Source organism: Bradyrhizobium sp. Ken64 (assembly GCF_055807555.1).
This window is the reverse complement of sequence record NZ_JBVVPA010000003.1, coordinates 57,031-79,815: the sequence shown is the minus strand read 5'-3', so window position 1 is coordinate 79,815 and position 22,785 is coordinate 57,031. Positions and strand designations below refer to the sequence as shown.

The window sequence follows — 22,785 nt, the reverse complement described above, 5'->3', positions numbered from 1 at the left end:
TCATGCTGCTGTTGCTTGGAGGCTTTCTCGTCCTGATGCTGCTCGGCGTTCCCGTGGCGATCGCGATGGCCGCATCGTCGCTGCTCTACATCCTGGTCAGCGGGGTGACGCCCGACGTCACGCTGGCGCAGCGCATGATCGCCGGGGTGGAGAGCTTTCCGCTGCTCGCCGTGCCGTTCTTCATCCTGGCCGGCAATCTCATGAACATCGCCGGCGTCACCGGGCGCATCTACAAATTCGCGGTCGCGCTGGTCGGCTGGATGCGCGGCGGCCTCGGCCACGTCAACATCATCGGCTCGGTGATCTTCTCCGGCATGTCGGGCACCGCGATCGCGGATGCCGCCGGTCTCGGCACCATTGAGATCAAGGCGATGAAGGACCACGGCTACTCCACGGAATTCTCCGTGGGCGTCACCGCGGCGTCCGCCACGCTCGGGCCGATCATCCCGCCCTCGCTGCCTTTCGTGATCTACGGCATGATGGCCAACGTCTCGATCGGCGCGCTGTTTCTGGGGGGCGTCATTCCAGGCGTCGTGCTGACGCTGCTGATGATGGCCACCGTCACCTACTTCGCGCACAAGAACAAATGGGGCAGCGATACGCCGTTCTCCTGGCCGCAATTGGGATCGGCGGGGCTCGAGATCCTCGTCGTACTGAGCTTCCCGATGGCTGTCTGGCTTCTGACGGTCGCCGGTCTCTCAACCAATTGGGCAGTTGGGCTTGGCCTGGTCGTGCTGCTCGCGATGGACTGGTACTTCGACTTCTCCGCGGTGATGGCGCTGATGGCGCCGGTGATCCTGATCGGCGGCATGACGCTCGGCTGGTTCACCCCGACGGAAGCCGCCGTCGCCGCCGTGATCTGGTCGCTGTTCCTCGGCCTGGTGCGCTACCGCACCATGACGATGAAAACGGTCGCGAAGGCGACTTTCGACACCATCGAGACCACGGCTTCGGTGCTGTTCATCGTCACGGCAGCCTCGATCTTCGCCTGGCTGCTGACGGTGTCGCAGGCAGCCCAACTGCTGTCGGACTGGATGCTAAGCATCACCCACAACAAATGGGTGTTCCTGGCGCTCGCCAACGTCCTGATCCTGTTCGTCGGCTGCTTCATCGACACCACGGCGGCGATCACCATCCTGGTGCCGATCCTGTTGCCGATCGTGCTCAAGCTCGGCATCGACCCGATCCATTTCGGTCTGATCATGACGCTGAACTTGATGATCGGCCTGTTGCATCCGCCGCTCGGCATGGTCTTGTTCGTGCTCGCGCGCGTCGCAAAGCTGTCGGTCGAGCGCACGACGGTGGCGATCCTACCCTGGCTGGTGCCACTGATGCTCGCACTGATCGCGATCACCTACATCCCCGAATTGACCCTCTGGCTGCCGAAATACATGGGACTTTCCAAATGACAACCACAGCTCTCGCCGCAACCCTGTTTGGCCCCGAAGATCTGCGCATGGTCGAGCATCCACTCGACAAGCTCGCTGAAGGCATGGTGCGCATCCGCTTCGGCGCCGGCGGCATCTGCGGCTCGGACATGCATTATTTCCGTCATGCCCGGACCGGCGATTTCGTGGTGAAATCGCCGCTGGTGCTCGGTCACGAAATTTCAGGCGAGGTCGTGGAGATCGCGGGCTCCGCGGCGAACCTGAAGCTCGGCGACCGTGTCGCCGTCAACCCGTCGCGGTGGTGCGGCCATTGCGGCGCTTGCCGCCAAGGCCGGCAAAACCTCTGCGAAAATATCTACTTCATGGGCTCGGCCTCGAAGACGCCGCACATGCAGGGCGGCTTTGCCAACTATTTCGACGCGATTCCCGCGCAGTGCGTGAAAATCCCCGATCACGTGTCCTATCAGGCGGCGGCGCTCGCCGAGCCGCTGGCGGTCTGCCTGCACGCGGTGGCGCGTGCCGGCAACATCGAAGGCAAGCGCGGCATCATCTTCGGCGCCGGTCCGATCGGGCTTCTGACCATGCTCGCCGCGCGCCGCGCCGGCATGACCGACATCACGGTGGCCGACATCGCGCCAGCGCCGCTGGCTTTTGCGACCCGGCTCGGCGCCTCTCACGTCGAGAATGTCGCGGCCGGCGAGGAAGGCCTGAAGGCGCAGGCCGCGTCGCGCCCCTACGATGTCGCTTTCGAAGTCTCGGGCACGGCTGCAGGACTTGCCAGTGCGATCGGCATCGTCAGGCGCGGCGGCGTGGTGGTGCAGATCGGCAATCTGCCGGGTGGCCAGATTCCGGTACCGGCCAATGCGGTGATGGCCAAGGAGATCGATCTGCGCGGCTCGTTCCGTTTCGGGCTCGAGTTCATGACGGCGGTGGAGCTGATTGCGGACGGCACCGTGGACGTGCTGTCGCTGGTCACAGCCGAGCGGCCGCTGTCCACCGCGCCGGACGCGCTGCGGCTGGCGCTCGACCGCTCGCAGAGCGTCAAGGTCGTGCTGACCGCGAACTGATCCGGGAGAATTCTTATGATGCTCGAGGGATGGCGCTGGTACGGGCCCGATGATCCGGTCTCGCTGGATGATGTCAGGCAGGCTGGCGCGAGCGACATCGTCTCGGCGCTGCATCAGGTGCCGATCGGCGAAGCCTGGACACGCAAGGCGGTCGAGGAGCGCAGGAACTTCATCGAGAACGGCCAACCCGGCCGTTCGCAGCTGACCTGGTCGGTGGTGGAATCGATTCCGATCCCCGACGATGTCAAGCGTCTCGGGGCTAAGGCAACGCGCTCGATCGAGACGTGGATCGCCAGCCTGGAGGCGGTTGCCGCGGTCGGCATCAAGATCATCTGCTACAACTTCATGCCCGTCGTGGATTGGTGCCGCACCGATCTCGAATGGGAGCTGCCGAACGGCGCCCGTGCCATGCGCTTCGACCAAGACCGTTTCGCGGCCTTCGAGCTGCACATCCTGAAGCGGCCGGCCGCCACCGCCGAGTATTCGCCGGAGCAGCAGGCCCGCGCGAAAAAGCTGTTCGACCAGATGAGCCAAGCCGATATCGATTACCTCGTCATGGTGATCGCCAGCGCACTGCCGGGCTCGACCACCGAGCCGATGACGATCCCGCAATTCCGCGACCGGCTCGCAACGTATCGCGACGTCACGCCAAAAATCCTGCGGCGGCATCTCGCCGAGTTCTTGGGCCGCGTCACACCCGTCGCCGAGCAGCTTGGGGTCTCATTGACACTGCATCCGGACGACCCGCCGCGCCCGCTGTTCGGCCTGCCGCGCGTCGCGTCCAGCGCCGATGACTATCAGGCGTTGTTCGATGCCGTGCCGTCAAAGGCGAATGGTATCTGCCTGTGCACGGGGTCGCTGGGCGTGCGCGCCGAGAACAACCTGCCCGCGATGGCCGAACGCTTCGGTCCGCGCATTGCCTTTGCGCATCTGCGGGCGACCAAGCGCGAAGCGGATGGCCTGTCCTTCTACGAGTCAGATCATCTCGACGGTGACGTCGACATGGTCGCGGTGCTGAAGGCGCTGCTGAAAGAGAACGCGCGGCGTTCGCCCGACCGGCAGATCGTGTTCCGGCCCGATCACGGCCACCGCATGCTGGACGATCTCGCCGCCACCAAGCGCACCAATCCGGGTTACACCGCGATCGGTCGCCTCCGCGGCCTGGCCGAGCTCCGTGGCGCGATCCGCGCGATCGAGCATCAATAGCACGCGGCCATCGCGCCGAGCTTCGGATAGAGCCGGTCGATCGCGGCGCGGCGCTTCGCATCACCGCGAATGGGCTGCAGTGCAACCAGCAGGGGCGGGCATGACGCCTGCGCAGGGTGCGAGAAGCCTTTCGATCTTGCGCGCCCTCTCGGCCTGTCCTACGCCAGCCCCGAGCAATAGTTTCGCGAAGCTGCGAAACGCATCGCCAAAGCCTTGAGGGAGCCGTCATGACCATTCGCAACACCCGCACCGGGGGCCAGATCCTGATCGATCAGCTCGTCGCGCAAGGCGTCGAGCGCGTCACCTGCGTGCCGGGCGAGAGCTACCTTGCGGCGCTCGATGCGCTGCACGACAGCCCGATCGACGTCATGATCTGCCGCGCCGAGGGCGGTGCTGCGATGATGGCGGAGGCCTATGGCAAGCTCACTGGCCGTCCCGGCATCTGCTTCGTCACCCGCGGCCCCGGCGCCACCAATGCCAGCCACGGCGTCCACATCGCGATGCAGGATTCCACCCCGATGATCCTGTTCGTCGGTCAGGTCGACACCGGCATGCGCGAGCGCGAGGCGTTTCAGGAGCTCGACTACAAGGCGGTGTTCGGCACCATGGCGAAATGGGCGGTCGAGATCGATCGTCCCGACCGGATTCCGGAGCTGGTCGCGCGCGCCTTCCGCGTCGCCATGCAGGGCCGTCCCGGCCCCGTGGTGATCTCGCTGCCCGAGAACATGCTGACTGAAACTGCTGCCGTTGCGGACGCCATGCGGATCGAGCCGGCGGTGAGCTGGCCGGCGCCCGCAGATATCGAGCGCGTTGGCGCCATGCTTGCGAGCGCCAAAGCACCGCTCGTCATTCTCGGCGGCTCGCGCTGGACCGATGAAGCGACCCGGAGCATCGCGCGCTTTGCCGAGCGGTTCGACCTGCCGGTCGCGACCTCGTTCCGCCGCGCGTCGCTGATCGACGCCGATCACTCGCATTATGCCGGCGATCTCGGCATCGGCCCGAGCCCGGGTCTGAAAGCGCGCATCGACGGCGCCGATGTCATTCTTCTCATCGGCGGCCGCATGTCGGAGATGCCGTCCTCATCCTACACGCTGCTCGACATTCCGACGCCGCGGCAGAAGCTGATCCACGTTCATCCCGGCTCCGAAGAGCTCGGCCGCATCTACCAGCCGGAGCTTGCGATCCAGGCCACGCCCGCCGCGTTCGCGGCCGCGGTCGAGACGCTGAAGCCCGCCGGCGCAGTCGCCTGGAAGGGCGAGGCCGCCAAGGCGCATGCCGACTATCTCGCCTGGACCGACAAAGCGCGCGAGCTGCCGGGCACGTTCCAGTACGGCCAGGTCATGACCTGGCTGCGCGATCGCCTGCCCAAGGACGCGATCGTCTGCAACGGCGCCGGCAACTATGCCGGCTGGATCCATCGTCATCACCGCTTCCACAGCTTTGCTTCACAGCTTGCACCGACGTCGGGCTCGATGGGCTACGGCGTGCCGGCCGCGGTGCTTGCGAAGCGACAGTATCCGAACCGTACCGTCATAGCCTTCGCCGGCGACGGCTGCTTCCTGATGAACGGGCAGGAATTCGCGACCGCCGTGCAGTACGATGCAGCCCTCGTCGTCATCGTCGTCGACAATGCGCAATACGGTACCATTCGCATGCACCAGGAGCGCGACTATCCCGGTCGCGTGGTCGGCACCCAGCTCAAGAACCCGGATTTCGCGATGTACGCAAAAGCGTTCGGGGGCTATGGCGAGCGCGTCGAGCGCACCGAAGAGTTCGCGCCGGCCTTCGAGCGTGCGCTCGCCTCGTGCAAGCCGTCGATCCTCCACTGCATCATCGATCCGCTGGCGATGTCGGTCGGCAAGGACTTTGCCCCTGCGGCGAAGGCATAGCCGATGCCGCAAAGCCGCCACGTCGCCATCATCGGAGCCGGCGCGGTCGGCGTGATCAGCGCGATCGAGGCGCTACGCGAAGGCCATCGTGTCACGCTGATCGATCCGGGCGAGCCCGGTGGCGAACAGGCGGCGAGCTACGGCAATGCCGGCTGGCTCTCCTCGCATTCGGTGATCCCGCCGGCCGAGCCCGGCGTCTGGAAGAAGGTGCCGGGTTATCTGATGGATCCGCTCGGACCGCTCGCGATCCGCTGGTCTTATCTGCCGAAGGCGCTGCCCTGGTTGATCAAATATCTGCTCTCGGGCTGGACCGAAGCGCGGGTCGAGACGACGGCATTTGCGCTGCGCGACCTTCTGAAGGACGCGCCGCTGCTGCACAGGAAGCTGGCCGAGGAGGCGGGCGTCCCTGAATTGATCGAGCGTAACGGCGTGATGCATGTCTTTCCGTCACGCGGCAATTTCGACAACGATCTCGGCTGGCGCGTACGCAAGCGCGTCGGTGTCGAATGGCTGGAGCTTTCGGCCGACGAGATGCGTCAGCGCGAGCCCGATTTGCATCCGCGCTACACTTTCGGCGTGGTGGTGGAGGAAGCGGGGCGCTGCCGCGACCCAGGAGCCTATGTCGCCGCGCTCGCGCAGCATGCGCTGGCAAGCGGCGCCAAGCTTGTGCGCGCCAAGGCAATCGGGCTGAAGCTATCCGGCAACAAGCTCGTGGCTGTCCTGACCGAGACCGGCGAGATTGCGTGCGATGCCGCGGTGATTGCCGCCGGCGCGCATTCGAAGCGGCTCACGGCGTCCATCGGCGATCCGCTGCCGCTGGAGACCGAGCGCGGCTATCACGTCATGATCGAGAATCCGGAAACGGGCCCGCGCAGCTCGATGATGGCCTCGGATGCGAAGATGGTGGTGAACTGGACCGACAAGGGTTTGCGCGCCGCCGGCACGGTCGAGATCGCAGGCCTCGAAGCCGAGCCGAACTGGAAGCGCGCCGAGATTTTGCGCAACAACCTCTTCAGCATGTTCCCAAAACTGCCGACGGACATTCCGGCGTCGCGTATCAAGACCTGGTTCGGCCATCGGCCGAGCATGCCGGACGGACGTCCCTGCATCGGTTACGCGCGGGCCTCGCGCGACATCGTCTATGCCTTCGGCCACGGCCATGTCGGCCTGGTCGGCTCGGCGCGCACCGGTCGTCTCGTCGCCCAGCTTCTGAGCGGCAAGCCGCCGGAAATTCCGCTCGCACCGTTTTCGCCCGATCGTTTTCTCTGAGATCGCATCATGACCGCTCCAGCCAAATCGTCATCCCGAATCGCCCGCGGCGGCAAGGCCATCTATGGAGCGCCGCTCGGCATCCTGATGCTGGAGGCACGCTTCCCCCGCATTCCCGGCGACATGGGCAACGGCACCACCTGGCCTTTCCCCGTGCTCTATCGCGTTGTGAGCGGGGCTTCGCCGGAGAAGGTGGTGCTGAAGGGGGCGGCCGGTCTGCTGCCTGATTTCATCGATGCGGCGAAGGATCTGGTTCGGCTCGGGGCCGAAGCCATCACCACCAATTGCGGCTTCCTCTCGCTGTTCCAGAAGGAGATCGCGGCCGCGGTCGGCGTTCCCGTTGCGACCTCGTCACTGATGCAGGTGCCGTGGGTGCAGGCGACCTTGCCGCCCGGCAAGCGCGTCGGCCTCGTCACGGTGTCCGGTTCGACCTTGACGCCGGCCCATCTCGAAGGTGCCGGCGTGCCGCTCGATACGCCGCTGGTCGGCACCGAGCACGGCAAGGAATTCTTCCGCGTCCTGATCAAGGCCGAGAAGGAGGACATGGACATCGCGCAGGCCGAACGTGACGTGGTCGAGGCCGGCAAGGAGTTGGTCGCCCGCAACCCGGATGTCGGCGCGATCGTGCTGGAATGCACCAACATGCCGCCTTATGCAGCGGCGCTTCAGGCCGAGGTCGGATTGCCCGTCTACGATATCTATTCCATGATTACGTGGTTTCATGCCGGACTGCGGCCGCGTCGGTTTGGCTAGAGGCCGAGAAGCTGTCTATGGGCGCAGCCATGCGCATCGTGCGCTGTCCCACCGGCAGTGGAAGAGGCAGCTATACAATCCCTCGATACCTGATCGCGTCAGACGGTCAGAGCTTTCGCGCCTGAACATCGCTAGAGTGCCGCTCGCAATCCATGGAGACGAGCGGTGCACAGCCTTCAATCCAATCCCGACACGCGCGCAGACGATTGGCCGTCAGAGCTCTACCGCATCCTGAAGGCCGCCGATGTGCGGCAGATGTCCTATGTCCCCGATGCCGGCCACAGCCAGCTCATCCGACTGTTCTCGGCCGACCGCGACGTCACCACCAACGTGCTGACGACGGAAGAGGAGGGCGTCGCCATCGCCGCCGGCGCCTGGCTCGGCGGCCAGCGTAGCGTGCTCTTGATGCAGTCGAGCGGGGTCGGCAATTGCATCAACATGCTGTCGCTATCGGCAATCGGACGATTTCCACTGCTGATGCTGGTGACGATGCGCGGCGAATGGGCCGAGTTCAATCCCTGGCAGGTGCCGATGAGCCGGGCGACGCAGCCCTCGCTGGAGGCGATCGGCCTGAAGGTGATGCGGGCGGAGACAGGAGAGGATCTGATCGAGACGGTCGAAGCGGCCGCAGCGCTCGCCTACGATTCCGATCAGCAGATCGCGGTGCTGATCGGGCAACGCCTGATCGGCAAGAAGAAGTGGTGATGCCAATGCAAGCCCAACTCGACCGCCGCGCCGCCGTTGCCGCGCTCTTGAAGAATCGCAAGGACACGCTGGTCGTGTCCGGCCTCGGCTCGCCGACCTATGACCTTCATTCGGTCGGCGACCATGACGGCAATTTTTATCTCTGGGGCGCCATGGGCGGCGCCGCGCTGATTGGGCTTGGCCTCGCGCAAGCCCAGCCGGGAAAGCGCGTCCTCGCTTTGACCGGCGATGGCGAGCAATTGATGGGCCTCGGCGGCATCGCCACCATCGGCGTCGCGCGGCCGTGCAATCTCGACATCGTCGTGATCGACAATCAGCATTTTGGCGAGACCGGGATGCAGGCGAGCCACACCGGGCGCGGCGTCGATCTCACCGCAATCGCCGTGGCTTGCGGCTTTGCCGCTGCCGGAACCGTGCGGACGATCGAGGAGGTGCAGCGCCTCGCAACCCAAATCGCCGAGCCGGCCGATGGCCCGCGACTCTTCGTCATCAAGGTCCTGGCCGAAAATCCGCCGCGCTCGCTTCCCTCGCGCGATGCTGTCTTTATCAAGAACCGGTTCCGTGCTCATCTCGGCTTCGCGGCGGCCTGAGCCGGGTTTCTCACCCGGCGACAGTCTGCTGTCGAAACAGCTACTCTGGAGTGAGACCATGAAACTATCCGGCAAGGTCGCCGCCATCACCGGCGCGGCGCGAGGTATCGGCAAGGCTTGCGCGAAACGATTCCTGGACGACGGCGTCAAGGTCGTCATCTCGGATGTCGATGCCGATGGCTTGGCCGCGACGGCTGCCGAGCTCGGACGGCCGGACGCCTTGCGTACCGTCGTCGGCAATGTCGCGAAGCGCGCCGATGTCGACCAGCTGGTCGCAACCGCCGCAAAGGAGTTCGGCCGGCTCGACATCATGGTCAACAATGCCGGCGTCGCTCGCAACCGGGACCTCCTGGAGATTTCCGAAGAAGAATTCGACGAAATCATCGGCATCAATCTGAAGGGCGCGTTCTTCGGCGTGCAGGCGGCGGCGAAGCAGATGATCGCGCAAGGTAGCGGCGGCGGGGTCATCATCAACATGTCGTCGGTAAATGCACTGCTGGCGATCCCGGCGCTTGCGACCTACGCCATGTCCAAGGGCGGCATGAAGCAGCTCACCTCGGTCGCCGCCGTCGCGCTGGCTCCGCACAATATTCGCGTCGTCGCGGTCGGGCCGGGCACGATTCTGACCGACATGGTGGCATCGTCCATCTACACCTCGGAGGATGCCCGCAAGACCGTGATGTCACGCACGCCGGCCGGCCGTGGCGGCGAGCCGAGCGAGGTGGCCTCGGTCGTGGCGTTTCTTGCGAGCGACGATGCGTCCTACATCACGGGGCAGACGATCTATCCCGACGGCGGCCGGCTGATTCTGAATTACACGGTGCCGGTGAAGGAGAAGTAGGGCGGACCCATTCTCTGTCATCGCCGGCTTGACCGGGCGATCCAGTACGCCGAGACGCCCGCGGTGAACCGAGGCGTCGCGGCGTACTGGATGCCCCGCTTTCGCGGGCATGACAGCGGAGGTCGGATGAGGCAGCCAGCCCCTCACTCCGCCGCGGCCGTCATCCCGTGACCCAGTCGTTTCGAAATGCCGCCCGCGCACTCGCGCAGGGCATGGGCGATCGGGCTGTCCCAGCGCGCGTCAAAAGTGCCTTCCGGCCCCATCGCGGTGATCACCAGCGCGACATGGCCGGAATGGTCGAACACCGGTGCAGCGAATGCGTTGACGCCGGGCAGGGGGTCGCCGAGCGCGCGGGCGAGGCCGTGCTTGCGGACCTCGGTGAGCATGTCCGCGACCTTCGCGCCTTTCACTGTGCGCTTCGGATTATAGCCGACGCCGTGGCGATCGAGGCCGCTTTCGAGCGCGGCGTCGATGGTCTTCTCCGGCAGGAAGGCAGCAAAGGCGCGGCCGGTCGCGGTCTCCAGCAGTGCCATCACCGAGCCGGCCCGCATCACGATGTGCACGGGCTGGCCGGGTTCTTCGAGCTGCACCACGGTCGGGCCATGCGTGCCCCAGACGGCCAGCGAGACCGCGTGCCCGATCTGGCTCGCGAGCGCCGCGATCTTCGGTCCGGCAATACGCACGCCGGAGAGGCGGCGCAGGCTGATCAAGCCGAGTTCCAGCGCGAGTGCGCCGATCTCGTAGCGGCCGGTGGTCTCGTCCTGCTCGATCAGGCCGATGCGCGAGAAGCTGGCGAGATAGGGATGCGCCTTGGCCGGCGTCATGCCGGCCTCGCGTGCGAGATCGCGCAGCATCATCGGCTCGCCGCTGCGGGCGAGGGCGCGGAGCAATTCTCCACCGACCTCGATCGACTGAATGCCGCGGCTCTCTCTCTTCATGCGCCTCCTGGCGTGGCTTACGCCGCGTTGCGCTTGGCGGCGCTGTCGGCGAGATGACGGCCGGCAATGTAGCCGAACGTCAGCGCCGGCCCAAGCGTGATGCCGGCGCCGGGATAATTGCCGCCCATGATGCTCGCCATGTCGTTGCCGGCCGCATAGAGCCCGGGAATCACCCGTCCCTCCGCATCGAGCGCCCGCGCGTTCTCGTCGGTGACGATGCCGGCATAGGTGCCGAGATCGCCGACCACCATCTTGATGGCGTAGAATGGGCCGTTCTCGATCGGCGCGACGCAAGGGTTCGGGCCGTGCAGTGCATCGCCCTGGTAGCGGTTATAGGCCTTTGATCCCTTGCCGAAGGCGGCGTCGTGTCCCTGTGGTGCGGTCTGATTGAACTGCTTGACGGTCTCGACGAACGCCATGCTGTCGATGCCCGCCTTTGCCGCGAGTGCCTCCAGCGTCTCGCCGCGCATGAGATAGCCGGTCTTGAGGTGATGACCCAGCGGCATCGGAAATGGCGGTACGCAGCCGAGACCATATTTGCGCAAGGTCTGGTGATCGCAGACCAGGTAGGCCGCGATTTCCTCGCCGGGTTTCACCGCCTTGACCATGGCCTGGACGAAGTCGTGATAGGAATTGCCCTCGTTGGCAAAGCGCTTGCCGTCACGCATCACCGCGATTACGCCGGGTTTGGCGCGGTCGATGAAATGCGGCATCACGCCGTGTGAGCCGTCCTTGCGCTTGGTGACCGAGACCGGGACCCAGGCCGCAGCGTTCGGCAGCCGGTCCTCGACATGTCCGCCGGCGTTCTCGGCAAGCCGCAGGCCGTCGCCGGTGTTGCCGGTCGGTCCCGGCGAAAAATGCTCGTTGCCGGTCGGCGCGTGTGGGAACATCTTCTTGCGCCGTTCGACATCATGCGGGAAACCGCCGCAGGCGAGCACGACGCCTTGTTTTGCACGAATGCGGACGTCGCGTCCCTCGCGGGCGACAATGGCGCCGGTGACAGTGCCGTTCTCGACCGTCAGCTCGCGCACCGGCGCGGACAGCCACATCGGAATCTTCAGATCCTGCGCGGATTTTGCCAGGCGCCCTGCGAGCGCATTGCCGTTGGTCAGCGTCATGCCGCGGCCATAGCGCAGCACGTCCATCAGATGCCGCGACAGGCGCTTCGCGACATAGGCCGCCGAGGTCAGCGACTTCGTCGCGCGCATGAAATGGACGATGTCCTTGCCGGATCCGAGCATCATGCCGAATACGGTCAGCTCCGGCAGGGGCATGCCGAGGGCCTTGATCTGGTCGCCGAGCTCGCGGCCGTCGAACGGGCGCGCCACCATCGAACGACCACCCTGGCTGCCGCCGGGCGCCTCGGCGTGGTAATCCGGGAACACCAGCGGCATGTCGAAGCGGAGCGCGGTCTTGCTGGTGAAAAAATCGACCGCCTCGGGGCCGGCGCTCAGGAATGCATCGACCCGCGCGGCGTCAAAGTTATTGCCGGCTTCGTGCCGCAGGTAAGTGCGCGCCTGCTCTGGAGTCTCCTCGATGCCGTATGCCTTCGCCAGCGACGTGCCGGGTATCCACAACCAACCGCCGGAGCGGGCGGTGGTGCCGCCGAAGCGCGGCTCCTTCTCGACGATCAGGACGTCGAGGCCGCGATAGCGTGCCGTGATCGCGGCCGACATGCCGGAGCAGCCCGATCCAGCCACGAGCACATCGCACTCGTAGGTTTCGCCTGCGTTGCGCTCGTTGCCGGTCATGCAGGCCTCACTTCTTGAGCAACGGACATTTCGACTCGGAGACCGGGCGGAAGGCGTCCTCGCCCTTCACCGTCTTGATGATCTCCAAATAATCCCACGGTTCCTTGGACTGCTCGGGCGATTTCACCTTGGCGAGATACATGTCGCGAATGACGCGGCCGTCCTCGCGCAACTTGCCGCCATGGACGAATGTATCCTCGATTGGCAGCTCGCGCATCTTGGCCATCGCCTTGGCGGGATCATCGGTGCCGGCGGCCTTGATGGCCTTGAGATAATGCAGCACCGAGCCGTAGACGCCGGTCTGGATCATGGTCGGCATCACCTTGGTGCGCTCGTAGAATTTCCGCGACCATGCGCGGGTCGCTTCGTCCATATTCCAGTACGACGCCGTGGTCATGTAGGTGCCCTGCGCGGATTTGAGCCCGATCGCGTGCACGTCGGTGTCGAACATCAGGAGGCCGACCAGCTTCTGGCCGCCCTGGACCAGGCCGAACTCGCCCGACTGCTTGATCGCATTGTCGGTGTCCTGGCCGGCATTGGCGAAGGCGACGACGTTCGATTTCGAGCTTTGCGCCTGGAGTGCAAAGGACGAGAAATCGGCCGTGTTGGTCGGGTGCTTCACGCCACCCAAAACCTTCCCGCCCATCTCGTTGATGAAGCGCGTGGCGTCCTTCTCGAGCTGCTGGCCGAAGGCGTAGTCGGCGGTGATGAAGTACCAGGATTTTCCGCCTTCCTTGATCACGGCGGAAGCAGTGACTTTGGACAGCGCGTAGGTGTCGTAGGTGAAGTGCACGGTGTTCGGGCTGCAAAGCTCGTCGGTCAGCGAACTCGCGCCGGGGCCGGAGAGCAGCGCGATCTTGTTGCGCTCGCGCACCATGTTGTGGACGGCGATCGCGATGCCGGAATTGGGGATGTCGACGACGGCATCGACCTTGCCGTTGTCGAACCAGCCGCGCACGATCTGTACTCCGACGTCGGTCTTCATCTGGTGATCGGCGCTGATGATCTCGATCGGCTTGCCGAGCACGGTGGGCCCGAATTCCTCCACCGCCATTTTCGCGGCCTCCACGGAGCCCGGCCCGCTGTTGTCGCGGCCCCAGCTCGACAGATCCGTCAACACGCCGATCCGCACCGCGTCGTCAGAGATCTGGGCGATCGCAACGGTGGTCATGGCAGCCGAAGTCATGGCCGCGAGCATGGCGCAGGCCAAAAACCCTCTCATCGTCGTTCCCTCTCGCTTATGGGCCGCTTGGCGCAGCCAGTTATTCTAAAGGTAAATTAGATATTAGAGAATAAGTTTGTCAATAGCGAATAAAAGTTCCATGTCGTCCCGGCGAAGGCCTGGACCCATACTGCGTGATCTTTCGATGCCGGGCGGTCGCAGTACCGGAGCACGGGTCTTCGTCAAACTCCTCCCTGTCGTTATGGGTCGCGGCCTCCGCCGGGACGACGGTGCGGAGGCAGTGGCGTGAAAATCTCGCATCGTGATCTTGGGGAGAACTAACACTCCCGCAAGTTGCAACCGTCACAACGATTGGCCATGATGCCACCTGGAATCTTGGGGCGGATGGCAATGACGGCAACAGCGAGGGTCGCGACGGCGGCGGAGAAATCGACGACGGCGCATGTGGTTTGGGCGAGCGCGCTCGGCACCGCGATCGAGTGGTACGACTTCCTGATCTACGGCACGGCGGCGGCGCTGGTGCTGAACAAGCTGTTCTTCCCGAGCTTCGATCCCTACGTCGGCACGCTGGCGGCGTTCTCGACCTATGCGGTCGGCTTCGTCGCGCGCCCGATCGGCGGCGCGATCATCGGGCATTATGGTGACCGGCTCGGCCGCAAGAAGATGCTGGTCGCGACCATGATCGCGATGGGACTGGGCACGTTCCTGATCGGTTGCCTGCCGACCTACAGTCAGATCGGCGTCTGGGCGCCGATCTTCCTCGTCATTTTGCGCTTCGTCCAGGGCATCGGGCTCGGTGGCGAGTGGAGCGGGGCGGTGGTCATGGTGGCCGAGCACGCCGGCAACCGCCGCGGCTTCTACGGCAGCCTGGTGCAGATCGGCTTCCCCGTCGGCGTCGCCGCGTCCACCGGCATTTTTGGTCTGATGACGCAGCTGCCCGAAGCGGACTTCCTGAGCTGGGGCTGGCGCGTGCCGTTTCTGATCAGCATCCTGCTCGTCGGCGTCGGCTTCATCGTAAGGCTGAAACTTGCGGAGACGCCGCACTTCAAGGAGGTGCTCGAGCGCAAGGAGGTGCTGGCGCAGCCGGCGCTGGAAGTCCTGCGCCGCGACTGGCGCAGCTTCCTGCTCGCGATCGGCATCACGGTGTCCGAAGTCGGGCTCGCTTATCTCCTCACTGTTTTCACCGTGGTCTATGCCACGACGCAGCTCGGCCTTCCCCGGCAGGTGATCCTGAACGCGGTGGTCTATGCCGCGCTCGTCGAGCTCGCGACGCTGCCCCTCGCAGGCTGGCTGTCCGACATCTTCGGCCGCAAAGCGCTGTATCTCGCCGGTGGCGTGTTCTCGGTGGCGCTGGCGTTTCCGTTGTTCTGGTTCCTCGACACCAGGGAGCCGGCGCTGATCACGCTCGCGCTCGTCGTGACGATGACACTGACGCATGCGCTGCTGTTCGGGCCGAAGGCGGCCTTCATGCCGGAGCTGTTCCGCACCCAGGTGCGCTACAGTGGCGCATCGCTGGGAGCCAACGTTGCCGCCGCGCTGAGCGGCGGCTTCTCGCCGCTGATTGCGACGGCACTGCTGGCATGGGCCGGTTCTTATTGGGCCGTGTCGGTTTACATCATCGCGCTGTCGGTCATCACTATCATCGCAACGCTGATGGCGCCGGAGACGGCGCGGGACCAGCTCAGGTCCTGAGGACCGCCTTCATCACGTCTGCCGCGCGAACGGGCCCGCACGTTCGAAGCCATCGTTTTGTACGCAGGCCCTGACGCCTTCTTATGCGCGCTGCCAAAAGCCGATGCAGCGGGGCGAACCATTAGCCGCGTTTATGCGGCGAATTTTTACTTCCAATTTTACTTCACAACATCCCGCCCATAGCCTCCCTCGCAATTGATCACATCCGCAGCCGGTCCATGGCGACCGGTGCGCAGCGTTCATCGTAGCCAACGAGGGTTGCCATGCTTGACAGGGACAAGGGGACATCCACTGCCAATCCGGCGGGGACGAGCGACAAATCTGCGAAAAAGCTGAGCAGGCGCACGCTGTTGAAGGGCGCCGCGGCCGTGGCCGGCGCGGCCGCAGGATCGGACGCGATCCGCGGATTCCCGACCATCTGGGCGCAGGAGATCAAGGACATCGAGCTGCGCCATGTCGGCGTGTCCTATTCGGTGGTGAAGGCGATCGGTGACCAGGCGGCCAAGGATCTCGGCTTCAAGGTGACGATGCAGAACCTCGACACCTCTGCCGCCATCAACCGCTTCATAAGCCAGCCTAATACGGTCGACATCGCCGATCTCGAGGGCTGGCAGGCCAAGCTCGCTGCCAAGCGCGGCGTCATCCAGGGCATCGAGGTCAAGAAGGTCAAGGAGTTCGACAACATCCTGCCGATCTTTACCAAGGGCGAGATCGACGGTCACAAGATCCCGCGCCAGGGCATCTCGCCCTATGAGGCCATGTACATTTCCAAGCCTGACTCCACCGATCTGCATGACGGCGTGACCGAATGGGCGACCTTCCTGCCGCAGGTCTACAATGCCGATTCCATCGGTTACCGCCCCGACCTCGTCGGCCATGAAGTCACGGAATGGAAGGATCTGATCGATCCGAAATTCAAAGGCAAGGCCGCGATCCTCGACGTGCCCGCGATCGGCATCATGGACGCCGCGCTCTGCTTCGAAAGCGCCGGGCTGATCAAGTACGGCAACAAGGGCAACATGACCAAGGAGGAGATCGACTTCACCTGCAACAAGCTGATCGAGCTCAAGAAGCAGGGCCAGTTCCGCGCGACCTGGACCACCTTCGACCAGTCGGTGCAGCTGATGGCGGCGGGCGAAGTGGTGATCCAGTCGATGTGGTCGCCGGCCGTTGCCGCGGTGCGCGTGAAAGAAATCCCCTGTGTCTATGCGCCGGTCAATATCAAGAACGGCAAGGAAGGCTATCGCGGCTGGTGCAACGGCATGGGCCTGATGAAGCATCTCTCCGGCAAGAAGCTGGACGCGGCCTACGAATATCTCAACTGGTATCTGTCGGGCTGGCAGGGCGGCTTCGTCGCGCGCTACGGCTATTACAGCCCGGTCCCTTCGACCGCGAAGAAATTCCTCACGCCGGCCGAATGGGCGTTCTGGTATGAGGGCCAGCCCGCGCCCGAGGTCGTCAACGACCCCTATGGCGTGCCGATGGAGAAGACCGGCACCAAGCGCGACGGCGGCTCGTTCCTCGACCGCGTCAAGAACATCTCCTGCTGGAACACGCTGATGGACGAAGCCGCCTACATGAACAAGCGCTGGAACGACTTCAAGGTGGCCTGAAACCTGCTTTCCCTGACGTGAACGAAGCGCCGGCGCGGCGATGCGCCGGTGCCAAATGACCGACGTCGAGGCGTTTGCCGACATGCAGCCAAGTCTTAGTCCAGCTCAAACCTCACCACGCGCAAATCTCGCCGGCTGGCTCTACGTGTCGCCGCTCGTGCTGGTGCTCGTACCGTTCTTCGTGGCGCCGATCCTGGTCGTGCTGGCCGCGAGCTTCTTCGCCACCGACGGCTTTGGCGGGCTGACGCCGGGCTTCACGCTCGCAAGCTATGTCGAGGTGTTGCATTCGGCCCTGACGCTGAAGCTGTATCTGGCGACGATCAAGTTCACGGTGCTGACCTGGATCTTCACGCTGATCATCGGGTTCTTCGTCGCATACTTCCTGGTTTTCCACGTCCGCAACCAACTGCTGGCGATTGGTCTGTTCCTGCTCTGCACGGTGCCGTTCTGGACCTCGAACATCATCCGGATGATTTCCTGGATTCCGCTGCTTGGCAAGGAAGGCCTGATCAACCAGGCGCTGCTGGCGCTCGGCGTGATCCGCCAGCCGCTGGAAGTGCTGCTGTTCTCGGACCTGGCGGTGGTCATCGCCTATGTCCACCAGCTCACCATTTTCATGATCGTGCCGATCTTCAATTCCATGGCACGGATCGACAAGAAGCTGATCGAGGCCGCGATCGATGCCGGCGCCAGCCGTTTCGACATCATGCGCCTGATCGTGGTGCCGATGTCCAAGAGCGGCATCGCCCTCGGAACCATCTTCGTCGTATCGATCGTGATGGGCGATTTCTTCGTGGTCAAGGTGATGTCCGGCGGCGGCTCGGCCTCGGTGGTCAGCGCGTTCTACGAGGACGTCGGCGTGCTGCAATATCCGACGGCGGCGGCAAGCGCGGTGTTGCTGACGCTGGTGCTGGTCGCCATCGTCTCGCTGATCCTGCGCACCGTCGACATCCGGCAGGAGATCACGCGATGAGCGCGGTTCTCGCCGACATGCCCAAGGCTGACATGTCAAAGACGGTCCCGCCGGCGACGACCAAGGCGATTGCACCGAGCAAGGGCGGCCGGCCGTGGACGTTTTATGTTCTGGCGACGCTGTTCGGGTTCTATGTGATCGCGCTGTACGGCCCGATGTTCTGTATCTATGTCCTGTCGTTCCAGGACATCCGTGGTGGCCTCGTGTTCCCGATGAAGGGCACTTCGCTGCACTGGTTCGTCGATCTCTTCACCCAGGTGCGGACCGGTGACGTCAAGGGCTCGTTCGATCGTTCGATCAAGCTCGCGATCATCGTCACTGTCATCACGGTGGTGGTCTCGTTCCTCGCGGGGCTCGGCTTTCGCAAACGCTTCCGCGGCGACACCGTCGTGTTCTACATGATGATCGGCAGCCTGGTCGCTCCGGGTCTCGTGCTCGGTCTCGGCACCGGTCTGTTGTTCCAGGCGCTCGGGCTCAATGCGAGCTGGTACACCTCGGCGCTCGGCGCGCAATTGTCCTGGACGCTGCCGTTCGGTGTGCTCGTGATGTTTGCCGTGATGTCGCGCTTCAACCACGTCTGGGAGGAGGCGGCCTACGACCTCGGCGCCAGCCGCTGGCAATCCATCCGGCTGGTGATGATCCCGGTGCTGGCGCCCGGCCTGGTCGCGGTCGCGCTGTTCGGCTTCACGCTCTCTTACGACGAGTTTGCGCGCAGCCTCCAGACCGCGGGCTCGCTCAATACGCTGCCGCTGGAGATCTGGAGCATGACGCTGAACGTCACCTCGCCTTCGCTCTATGCGCTCGGCACCGTGACCACCATCGTCTCCTTCATCGTCATCGGCGCGAGCCTGGGCAGCATCGTGCTGATCCAGAAGAAGCGCGGCAGCAGCACAAAGGGTTGAGCTCGGAAATGAAGAGCGATCGCGGCGATATCGAACTGGCGGGCGTCTGCAAGAGCTTTGACGGCGTCAGCAATGTGGTCGACGGCGTCAACCTCAAGATCGCCGACGGCGCCTATTGCTGCTTCATCGGCCCGTCCGGCTGCGGTAAGACCACGATTTTGCGCATGATCGCCGGCCACGAGGACCCGACCGCGGGTGAGATCGTCATCGGCGGCCAGAACGTCGTCGGGCTCGCGCCGGTGCAGCGGCGCACCGCGATGATGTTTCAGTCCTACGCGCTGTTCCCGCATCTCACCGTGCGTGACAACATCGCGTTCGCCTTGCGCGTGCGCGGCATGTCGAAGGCCGATCGCCTGCGCGCAGCCGATGCCATGATCGAGAAGGTGCGGCTGACGCAGTTCGCCGATCGCCTGCCGGCGCAGCTCTCCGGCGGCCAGCAGCAGCGCGTGGCGCTGGCGCGCGCGGCGATCACCGAGCCGAGGGTGCTGCTGCTCGATGAGCCGCTGTCCGCCCTCGACGAGCAGCTCCGCGTGCAGATGCGCCAGGAACTCAGGCGGATGCAGCAGGAGCTCGGCATCACCTTCATCCACGTCACCCACACCCAGCTCGAGGCGATCGCGCTCGCCGATCTGGTCGTGGTGATGGAGCAGGGCAGAATCAAACAGGCGGGCGCGGCGCGCGACGTCTATGCCCATCCGCACGATCGTTACGTCGCCGAGTTCATGGGCGGGCAGAACGTGCTGTCGGGGCGGGTCGAGAAGGTCAACGGTTCGACCTTTACGCTCGCGCAGGCCGCGCCTGATGGCATCGAGGTCCCGCTTCAGGCGCGGTCCACGGTCAGCGTCGGTGACAAGATCGATATCGCCGTGCGCCGCGACGATGTCGCGCTGGTCCGGCCGGGCAGGGAACTGCCGCCGGGCTGCACCACGTCGCTGCCGAGTCGTGTGCTGGCGATCGAATACCAAGGCTATTTCGTCAAGGTCATGCTGGACACCGTGCCGGACGACGCGTTCGTTGCCTATGTGCCGGAAAAGACCTTCTTCGCGGATCCGTTCACCGTCGGCGACGTCGTGATGGCCACATGGGCCACCGGCAGCGCGCTTCCACTTGCCTAAAGACCCGTCGCCCACAGGAGTATGATCGTGCAGATATCCTTCACACTCAACGGACGGCCGACCACTGTCGATGTCGAGCCGGCGACGCTCGTCGCCGAGCTGCTGCGCGAGCGGCTCAACCTCACCGGCACCCATATCGGCTGCGACACCAGCCAGTGCGGCGCCTGCGTGGTGCATCTCGACGGCCTGCCGGTGAAGAGCTGCACGCTGCTGGCGCCTGCGCTCGACGGTGCGACGCTGCTCACTATCGAGGGGCTTCACGGAGCTCCCGGTTCGAACCAAATGCATCCGATGCAGGAAGCGTTTCGCGAGCATCACGGTCTGCAATGCGGTTTTTGCACGCCCGGCATGTTGATGACGGCGGTGGCGCTCGCGACCGAGAAGCCGGACCTGTCGGAAGCCGACGTCCGCCACGGCCTTGAAGGCAATATCTGCCGCTGCACCGGCTATCAGAACATCGTCGTCTCGGTCATGGCTGGCGCTGCCGCCATGAACGCCGCCAAGGGAGAGTGACCATGGGCAACGTGATCGGGATCGGCGCTTCACCCAAACGGAAAGAGGACCAGCGCTTCCTCACCGGCCGCGGCAATTACGTCTCCGACATCAAGCGTCCGGGCATGACGGCGGGTGTGTTCGTGCGCTCGCCGCACGGACACGCGATCCTGCGCGGTATCGACAAGAATGCGGCGCTCGCATCGCCCGGCGTCATCGCGGTCCTGACCGGCGAAGATGCCGCCGCGGACAAGTTAGGCTCGCTGCCCTGCGGCTGGGGTATCACGGACGCCAAGGGCGTGCCGATGAAGGAGCCGCCGTTCCCGATGCTGGCGCAGGGCAAGGTGCGCTTCGTCGGCGACATGGTGGCCTTCGTCGTCGCGGAGACGCCGGCACAGGCCAGCGCGGCAGCCGAGCTGCTGACGGTCGATTACGAGGTGCTGCCCTCGGTGGTCGGCGTGCTCGAAGCCGTGCGGCCGGGCGCGCCGCAACTGTTCGACGACGTTCCGAACAACATCTGTTGCGATTGGGAGCTCGGTGACAAGGCCGCGGTCGAGACCGCGTTCCGGAAAGCGGCGCATGTCGCAAAGCTTAGCCTCGTCAACAACAGGCTGATCGGCAACCCGATGGAGCCGCGCGCGGCGATCGCCGAATACGAGCCCGGCACCGATCGCTTCACGTTGTGGACCACCAGCCAGTTCCCGCACGTCGTGCGCTTCCTGATGGGCGCGCTGGTGCTGAACATCCCGCAGCACAAACTGCGCGTGGTCGCACCCGATGTCGGCGGCGGCTTTGGCGTCAAGCAGTTTCACTACGGCGAGGAGGCCGTGATCACCTGGGCCGCCAAGCGCGTGATGCGGCCGATCAAATGGGTTGCGAGCCGGTCGGAGGGTTATGTCTCTGATCGCCACGGCCGCGATCACGTCACCGAGGCCGAGCTCGCGCTGGACGAGACCGGGAAGTTTCTGGCCTTCCGTGTCAACACGCTTGCCAATATGGGCGGCTATCTCTCGACCTTCGGACCGAACATCCCGACCAATCTCTACGGACCGCTGCTCGGCGGCGTCTACACGACGCCGGCAATCTACTGCAACGTGAAGGTGGTATTCACCAACACCGTTCCGGTCGACGCCTATCGCGGCGCCGGCCGTCCAGAGGCGACCTTCGTGCTGGAGCGCATCGTCGACGTCGCAGCCAGCGAGATGGGCATCGACCGCGTCGAGATCCGCCGACGCAACATGATCCCGAAGGAGGCCTATCCGTATCAGACGCCGGTGCTGGTGCAGTACGATTCCGGCGATCCGATGGGATGTCTCGACGGCGCTCTTGTCGCGGCCGACGTCAAGAACTTCGGTATCCGCAAGGCGGAGTCGGCGCGTAGGGGCAAATTCCGCGGGCTCGGCTACTCGACCTATGTCGAGGCCTGCGGCCTTGCGCCGTCGCGCTTCGCAGGACGGCTGGGCGCGCGCGGCGGACTCTATGAAAGTGCCACGGTGCGGGTGCATCCGACCGGCCAGGTCACGGTCATGATCGGCACGCATAATCACGGCCAGGGCCACGAGACGACGTTCGCCCAGATCGTCTCGGAAAAGCTCGGCGTCGCGTTTGACAATGTCGACATCGTGTTCGGCGATACCGATCGCGTGCAGTTCGGCATGGGCACCTATGGCTCGCGTTCGCTGGTGGTCGGCGGCGCGGCGCTGTCGAAGGCGACGGACAAGGTGGTCGCGAAAGGCAGGAAGATCGCGGCGCATCTGCTTGAAGCGGCCGAAGTGGATATCCAGTTCGAGGCCGGAAAATTCTCGGTCGCGGGGACCGACCGCATGAAGACGTTCGAGGAGATCGCGGGCGCCGCCTACGTGCCGCACGACTATCCGCTCGAAGTGCTGGAGCCGGGGCTCGAGGAGCAGGCTTACTACGATCCCGTCAACTTCACCTATCCCGGCGGCTGCCACATTGCCGAGGTCGAGATCGACCCGGAAACCGGCACGGTGACGCTGGTCAACTACACCGCGGTGGACGACGTCGGCACGGTCATCAACCCGATGATCGTGGAGGGCCAGTTGCACGGCGGCATCGTGCAGGGCGTCGGCCAGGCGCTGTACGAGAACGCAGTCTATGACGAGGGCTCGGGCCAGCTGCTGTCGGGCTCGCTGATGGACTATTGCATGCCGCGCGCCGACCACATGCCGATGATGAACATCGCGACCCATTCGACGCTGTGCACGCACACGCCGATGGGCGTGAAGGGCTGCGGCGAGGTCGGCACCATCGGTTCCCCGGCGGCGGTCATCAATGCGGTGGTCGATGCGCTGTCGCATCTCGGCGTCACCCATGTCGACATGCCGGCGACGCCGAACCGGATCTGGCGCCTGCTGCAAAACGCGTCGCTGCCGGTCGCTGCGGAATAGGGAGGAT

19 protein-coding genes are annotated in these 22,785 nt (G+C 64.7%); 16 read left to right on the top strand and 3 right to left on the bottom strand.

Going from position 1 to position 22,785, the window contains the following annotated elements; all coding sequences use genetic code 11:
* Positions 1–2 precede the first annotated feature (2 nt).
* The 9 genes from AC0L2F_RS06210 (at position 3) to AC0L2F_RS06170 (ending at position 9,708) form a co-directional block, all read left to right on the top strand.
* A complete protein-coding gene (locus tag AC0L2F_RS06210) occupies positions 3–1,409 on the top strand; it encodes a TRAP transporter large permease (protein ID WP_007613897.1) in 1,407 nt (468 codons plus the stop codon).
* On the top strand, positions 1,406–2,455 hold the full coding sequence (locus AC0L2F_RS06205) for an L-idonate 5-dehydrogenase (RefSeq protein WP_473247852.1): 1,050 nt from the start codon (positions 1,406–1,408) through the stop codon (positions 2,453–2,455). Before AC0L2F_RS06210 ends, AC0L2F_RS06205 begins: the two co-directional genes overlap by 4 nt.
* A 15-nt stretch (positions 2,456–2,470) precedes the next feature.
* The gene (gene uxuA, locus AC0L2F_RS06200; protein ID WP_473247851.1) at positions 2,471–3,661 is read left to right on the top strand and encodes a mannonate dehydratase; all 1,191 of its coding nucleotides are present in this window, start codon (positions 2,471–2,473) and stop codon (positions 3,659–3,661) included.
* Positions 3,662–3,888: 227 nt separating this feature from the next.
* Complete coding sequence (locus AC0L2F_RS06195) at positions 3,889–5,550, top strand: thiamine pyrophosphate-binding protein (protein WP_473247850.1); 1,662 nt, start codon at positions 3,889–3,891, stop codon at positions 5,548–5,550.
* A gap of 3 nt (positions 5,551–5,553) precedes the next feature.
* Positions 5,554–6,819: an NAD(P)/FAD-dependent oxidoreductase gene (locus tag AC0L2F_RS06190; protein ID WP_473247849.1), complete on the top strand. Its 1,266-nt coding sequence runs from the start codon at positions 5,554–5,556 to the stop codon at positions 6,817–6,819.
* A gap of 9 nt (positions 6,820–6,828) precedes the next feature.
* A complete protein-coding gene (locus AC0L2F_RS06185; protein WP_063995086.1) occupies positions 6,829–7,572 on the top strand; it encodes an aspartate/glutamate racemase family protein in 744 nt (247 codons plus the stop codon).
* Positions 7,573–7,737: 165 nt separating this feature from the next.
* On the top strand, positions 7,738–8,277 hold the full coding sequence (locus AC0L2F_RS06180; RefSeq protein WP_473247848.1) for a thiamine pyrophosphate-binding protein: 540 nt from the start codon (positions 7,738–7,740) through the stop codon (positions 8,275–8,277).
* A complete protein-coding gene (locus tag AC0L2F_RS06175; RefSeq protein ID WP_473247847.1) occupies positions 8,277–8,867 on the top strand; it encodes a thiamine pyrophosphate-dependent enzyme in 591 nt (196 codons plus the stop codon). Before AC0L2F_RS06180 ends, AC0L2F_RS06175 begins: the two co-directional genes overlap by 1 nt.
* Before the next feature lie 58 nt (positions 8,868–8,925).
* On the top strand, positions 8,926–9,708 hold the full coding sequence (locus tag AC0L2F_RS06170; RefSeq protein WP_473247846.1) for an SDR family NAD(P)-dependent oxidoreductase: 783 nt from the start codon (positions 8,926–8,928) through the stop codon (positions 9,706–9,708).
* Between the two features lie 143 nt (positions 9,709–9,851).
* Here AC0L2F_RS06170 and AC0L2F_RS06165 read toward each other — a convergent pair whose 3' ends face one another.
* Genes AC0L2F_RS06165 through AC0L2F_RS06155 form a run of 3 tightly spaced genes read right to left on the bottom strand, consistent with a single transcriptional unit; the run spans position 9,852 to position 13,619 of the window.
* Positions 9,852–10,646 carry an IclR family transcriptional regulator gene (locus tag AC0L2F_RS06165; protein WP_473247845.1) on the bottom strand — a complete coding sequence of 265 codons (795 nt, stop codon included), beginning with the start codon at positions 10,644–10,646 and terminating at the stop codon, positions 9,852–9,854.
* A gap of 17 nt (positions 10,647–10,663) precedes the next feature.
* Positions 10,664–12,397, bottom strand: a complete 1,734-nt coding sequence (locus AC0L2F_RS06160) for an FAD-dependent oxidoreductase (RefSeq protein ID WP_473247844.1) — start codon at positions 12,395–12,397, stop codon at positions 10,664–10,666.
* A 7-nt stretch (positions 12,398–12,404) separates the two neighbouring features.
* Complete coding sequence (locus tag AC0L2F_RS06155; RefSeq protein ID WP_473247843.1) at positions 12,405–13,619, bottom strand: ABC transporter substrate-binding protein; 1,215 nt, start codon at positions 13,617–13,619, stop codon at positions 12,405–12,407.
* 351 nt (positions 13,620–13,970) lie between these two features.
* Between AC0L2F_RS06155 and AC0L2F_RS06150 the strand changes: the two genes are divergently transcribed.
* The 7 genes from AC0L2F_RS06150 to AC0L2F_RS06120 all read left to right on the top strand — a co-directional run bounded on the left by AC0L2F_RS06150 (position 13,971) and on the right by AC0L2F_RS06120 (position 22,778).
* A complete protein-coding gene (locus tag AC0L2F_RS06150) occupies positions 13,971–15,272 on the top strand; it encodes an MFS transporter (RefSeq protein ID WP_473247842.1) in 1,302 nt (433 codons plus the stop codon).
* 263 nt (positions 15,273–15,535) lie between these two features.
* A complete protein-coding gene (locus tag AC0L2F_RS06145) occupies positions 15,536–16,885 on the top strand; it encodes an ABC transporter substrate-binding protein (protein ID WP_007613860.1) in 1,350 nt (449 codons plus the stop codon).
* A 55-nt stretch (positions 16,886–16,940) separates the two neighbouring features.
* Complete coding sequence (locus AC0L2F_RS06140) at positions 16,941–17,858, top strand: ABC transporter permease (RefSeq protein WP_473247841.1); 918 nt, start codon at positions 16,941–16,943, stop codon at positions 17,856–17,858.
* A complete protein-coding gene (locus tag AC0L2F_RS06135; RefSeq protein WP_473247840.1) occupies positions 17,855–18,760 on the top strand; it encodes an ABC transporter permease in 906 nt (301 codons plus the stop codon). The genes AC0L2F_RS06140 and AC0L2F_RS06135 overlap by 4 nt, the downstream gene beginning before the upstream one ends.
* Before the next feature lie 8 nt (positions 18,761–18,768).
* Positions 18,769–19,875, top strand: coding sequence for an ABC transporter ATP-binding protein (locus AC0L2F_RS06130; protein WP_007613854.1), 1,107 nt, complete (start codon positions 18,769–18,771; stop codon positions 19,873–19,875).
* A 21-nt stretch (positions 19,876–19,896) separates the two neighbouring features.
* A complete protein-coding gene (locus tag AC0L2F_RS06125; RefSeq protein ID WP_179950098.1) occupies positions 19,897–20,388 on the top strand; it encodes a (2Fe-2S)-binding protein in 492 nt (163 codons plus the stop codon).
* Between the two features lie 2 nt (positions 20,389–20,390).
* Positions 20,391–22,778 carry a xanthine dehydrogenase family protein molybdopterin-binding subunit gene (locus AC0L2F_RS06120; protein ID WP_007613852.1) on the top strand — a complete coding sequence of 796 codons (2,388 nt, stop codon included), beginning with the start codon at positions 20,391–20,393 and terminating at the stop codon, positions 22,776–22,778.
* Positions 22,779–22,785 lie beyond the last annotated feature (7 nt).

What these genes read in the sequence shown, in the direction of transcription:
- AC0L2F_RS06210 (WP_007613897.1), top strand. Translation starts at nt 3, where the DNA reads ATGCTGCTGTTGCTTGGAGGCTTTCTCGTCCTGATGCTGCTCGGCGTT.
- AC0L2F_RS06205 (WP_473247852.1), top strand. Translation starts at nt 1,406, where the DNA reads ATGACAACCACAGCTCTCGCCGCAACCCTGTTTGGCCCCGAAGATCTG.
- uxuA (WP_473247851.1), top strand. Translation starts at nt 2,471, where the DNA reads ATGATGCTCGAGGGATGGCGCTGGTACGGGCCCGATGATCCGGTCTCG.
- AC0L2F_RS06195 (WP_473247850.1), top strand. Translation starts at nt 3,889, where the DNA reads ATGACCATTCGCAACACCCGCACCGGGGGCCAGATCCTGATCGATCAG.
- AC0L2F_RS06190 (WP_473247849.1), top strand. Translation starts at nt 5,554, where the DNA reads ATGCCGCAAAGCCGCCACGTCGCCATCATCGGAGCCGGCGCGGTCGGC.
- AC0L2F_RS06185 (WP_063995086.1), top strand. Translation starts at nt 6,829, where the DNA reads ATGACCGCTCCAGCCAAATCGTCATCCCGAATCGCCCGCGGCGGCAAG.
- AC0L2F_RS06175 (WP_473247847.1), top strand. Translation starts at nt 8,277, where the DNA reads ATGCCAATGCAAGCCCAACTCGACCGCCGCGCCGCCGTTGCCGCGCTC.
- AC0L2F_RS06170 (WP_473247846.1), top strand. Translation starts at nt 8,926, where the DNA reads ATGAAACTATCCGGCAAGGTCGCCGCCATCACCGGCGCGGCGCGAGGT.
- AC0L2F_RS06165 (WP_473247845.1), bottom strand. Translation starts at nt 10,646, where the DNA reads ATGAAGAGAGAGAGCCGCGGCATTCAGTCGATCGAGGTCGGTGGAGAA.
- AC0L2F_RS06160 (WP_473247844.1), bottom strand. Translation starts at nt 12,397, where the DNA reads ATGACCGGCAACGAGCGCAACGCAGGCGAAACCTACGAGTGCGATGTG.
- AC0L2F_RS06155 (WP_473247843.1), bottom strand. Translation starts at nt 13,619, where the DNA reads ATGAGAGGGTTTTTGGCCTGCGCCATGCTCGCGGCCATGACTTCGGCT.
- AC0L2F_RS06150 (WP_473247842.1), top strand. Translation starts at nt 13,971, where the DNA reads ATGACGGCAACAGCGAGGGTCGCGACGGCGGCGGAGAAATCGACGACG.
- AC0L2F_RS06145 (WP_007613860.1), top strand. Translation starts at nt 15,536, where the DNA reads ATGCTTGACAGGGACAAGGGGACATCCACTGCCAATCCGGCGGGGACG.
- AC0L2F_RS06140 (WP_473247841.1), top strand. Translation starts at nt 16,941, where the DNA reads ATGACCGACGTCGAGGCGTTTGCCGACATGCAGCCAAGTCTTAGTCCA.
- AC0L2F_RS06135 (WP_473247840.1), top strand. Translation starts at nt 17,855, where the DNA reads ATGAGCGCGGTTCTCGCCGACATGCCCAAGGCTGACATGTCAAAGACG.
- AC0L2F_RS06130 (WP_007613854.1), top strand. Translation starts at nt 18,769, where the DNA reads ATGAAGAGCGATCGCGGCGATATCGAACTGGCGGGCGTCTGCAAGAGC.
- AC0L2F_RS06125 (WP_179950098.1), top strand. Translation starts at nt 19,897, where the DNA reads ATGATCGTGCAGATATCCTTCACACTCAACGGACGGCCGACCACTGTC.
- AC0L2F_RS06120 (WP_007613852.1), top strand. Translation starts at nt 20,391, where the DNA reads ATGGGCAACGTGATCGGGATCGGCGCTTCACCCAAACGGAAAGAGGAC.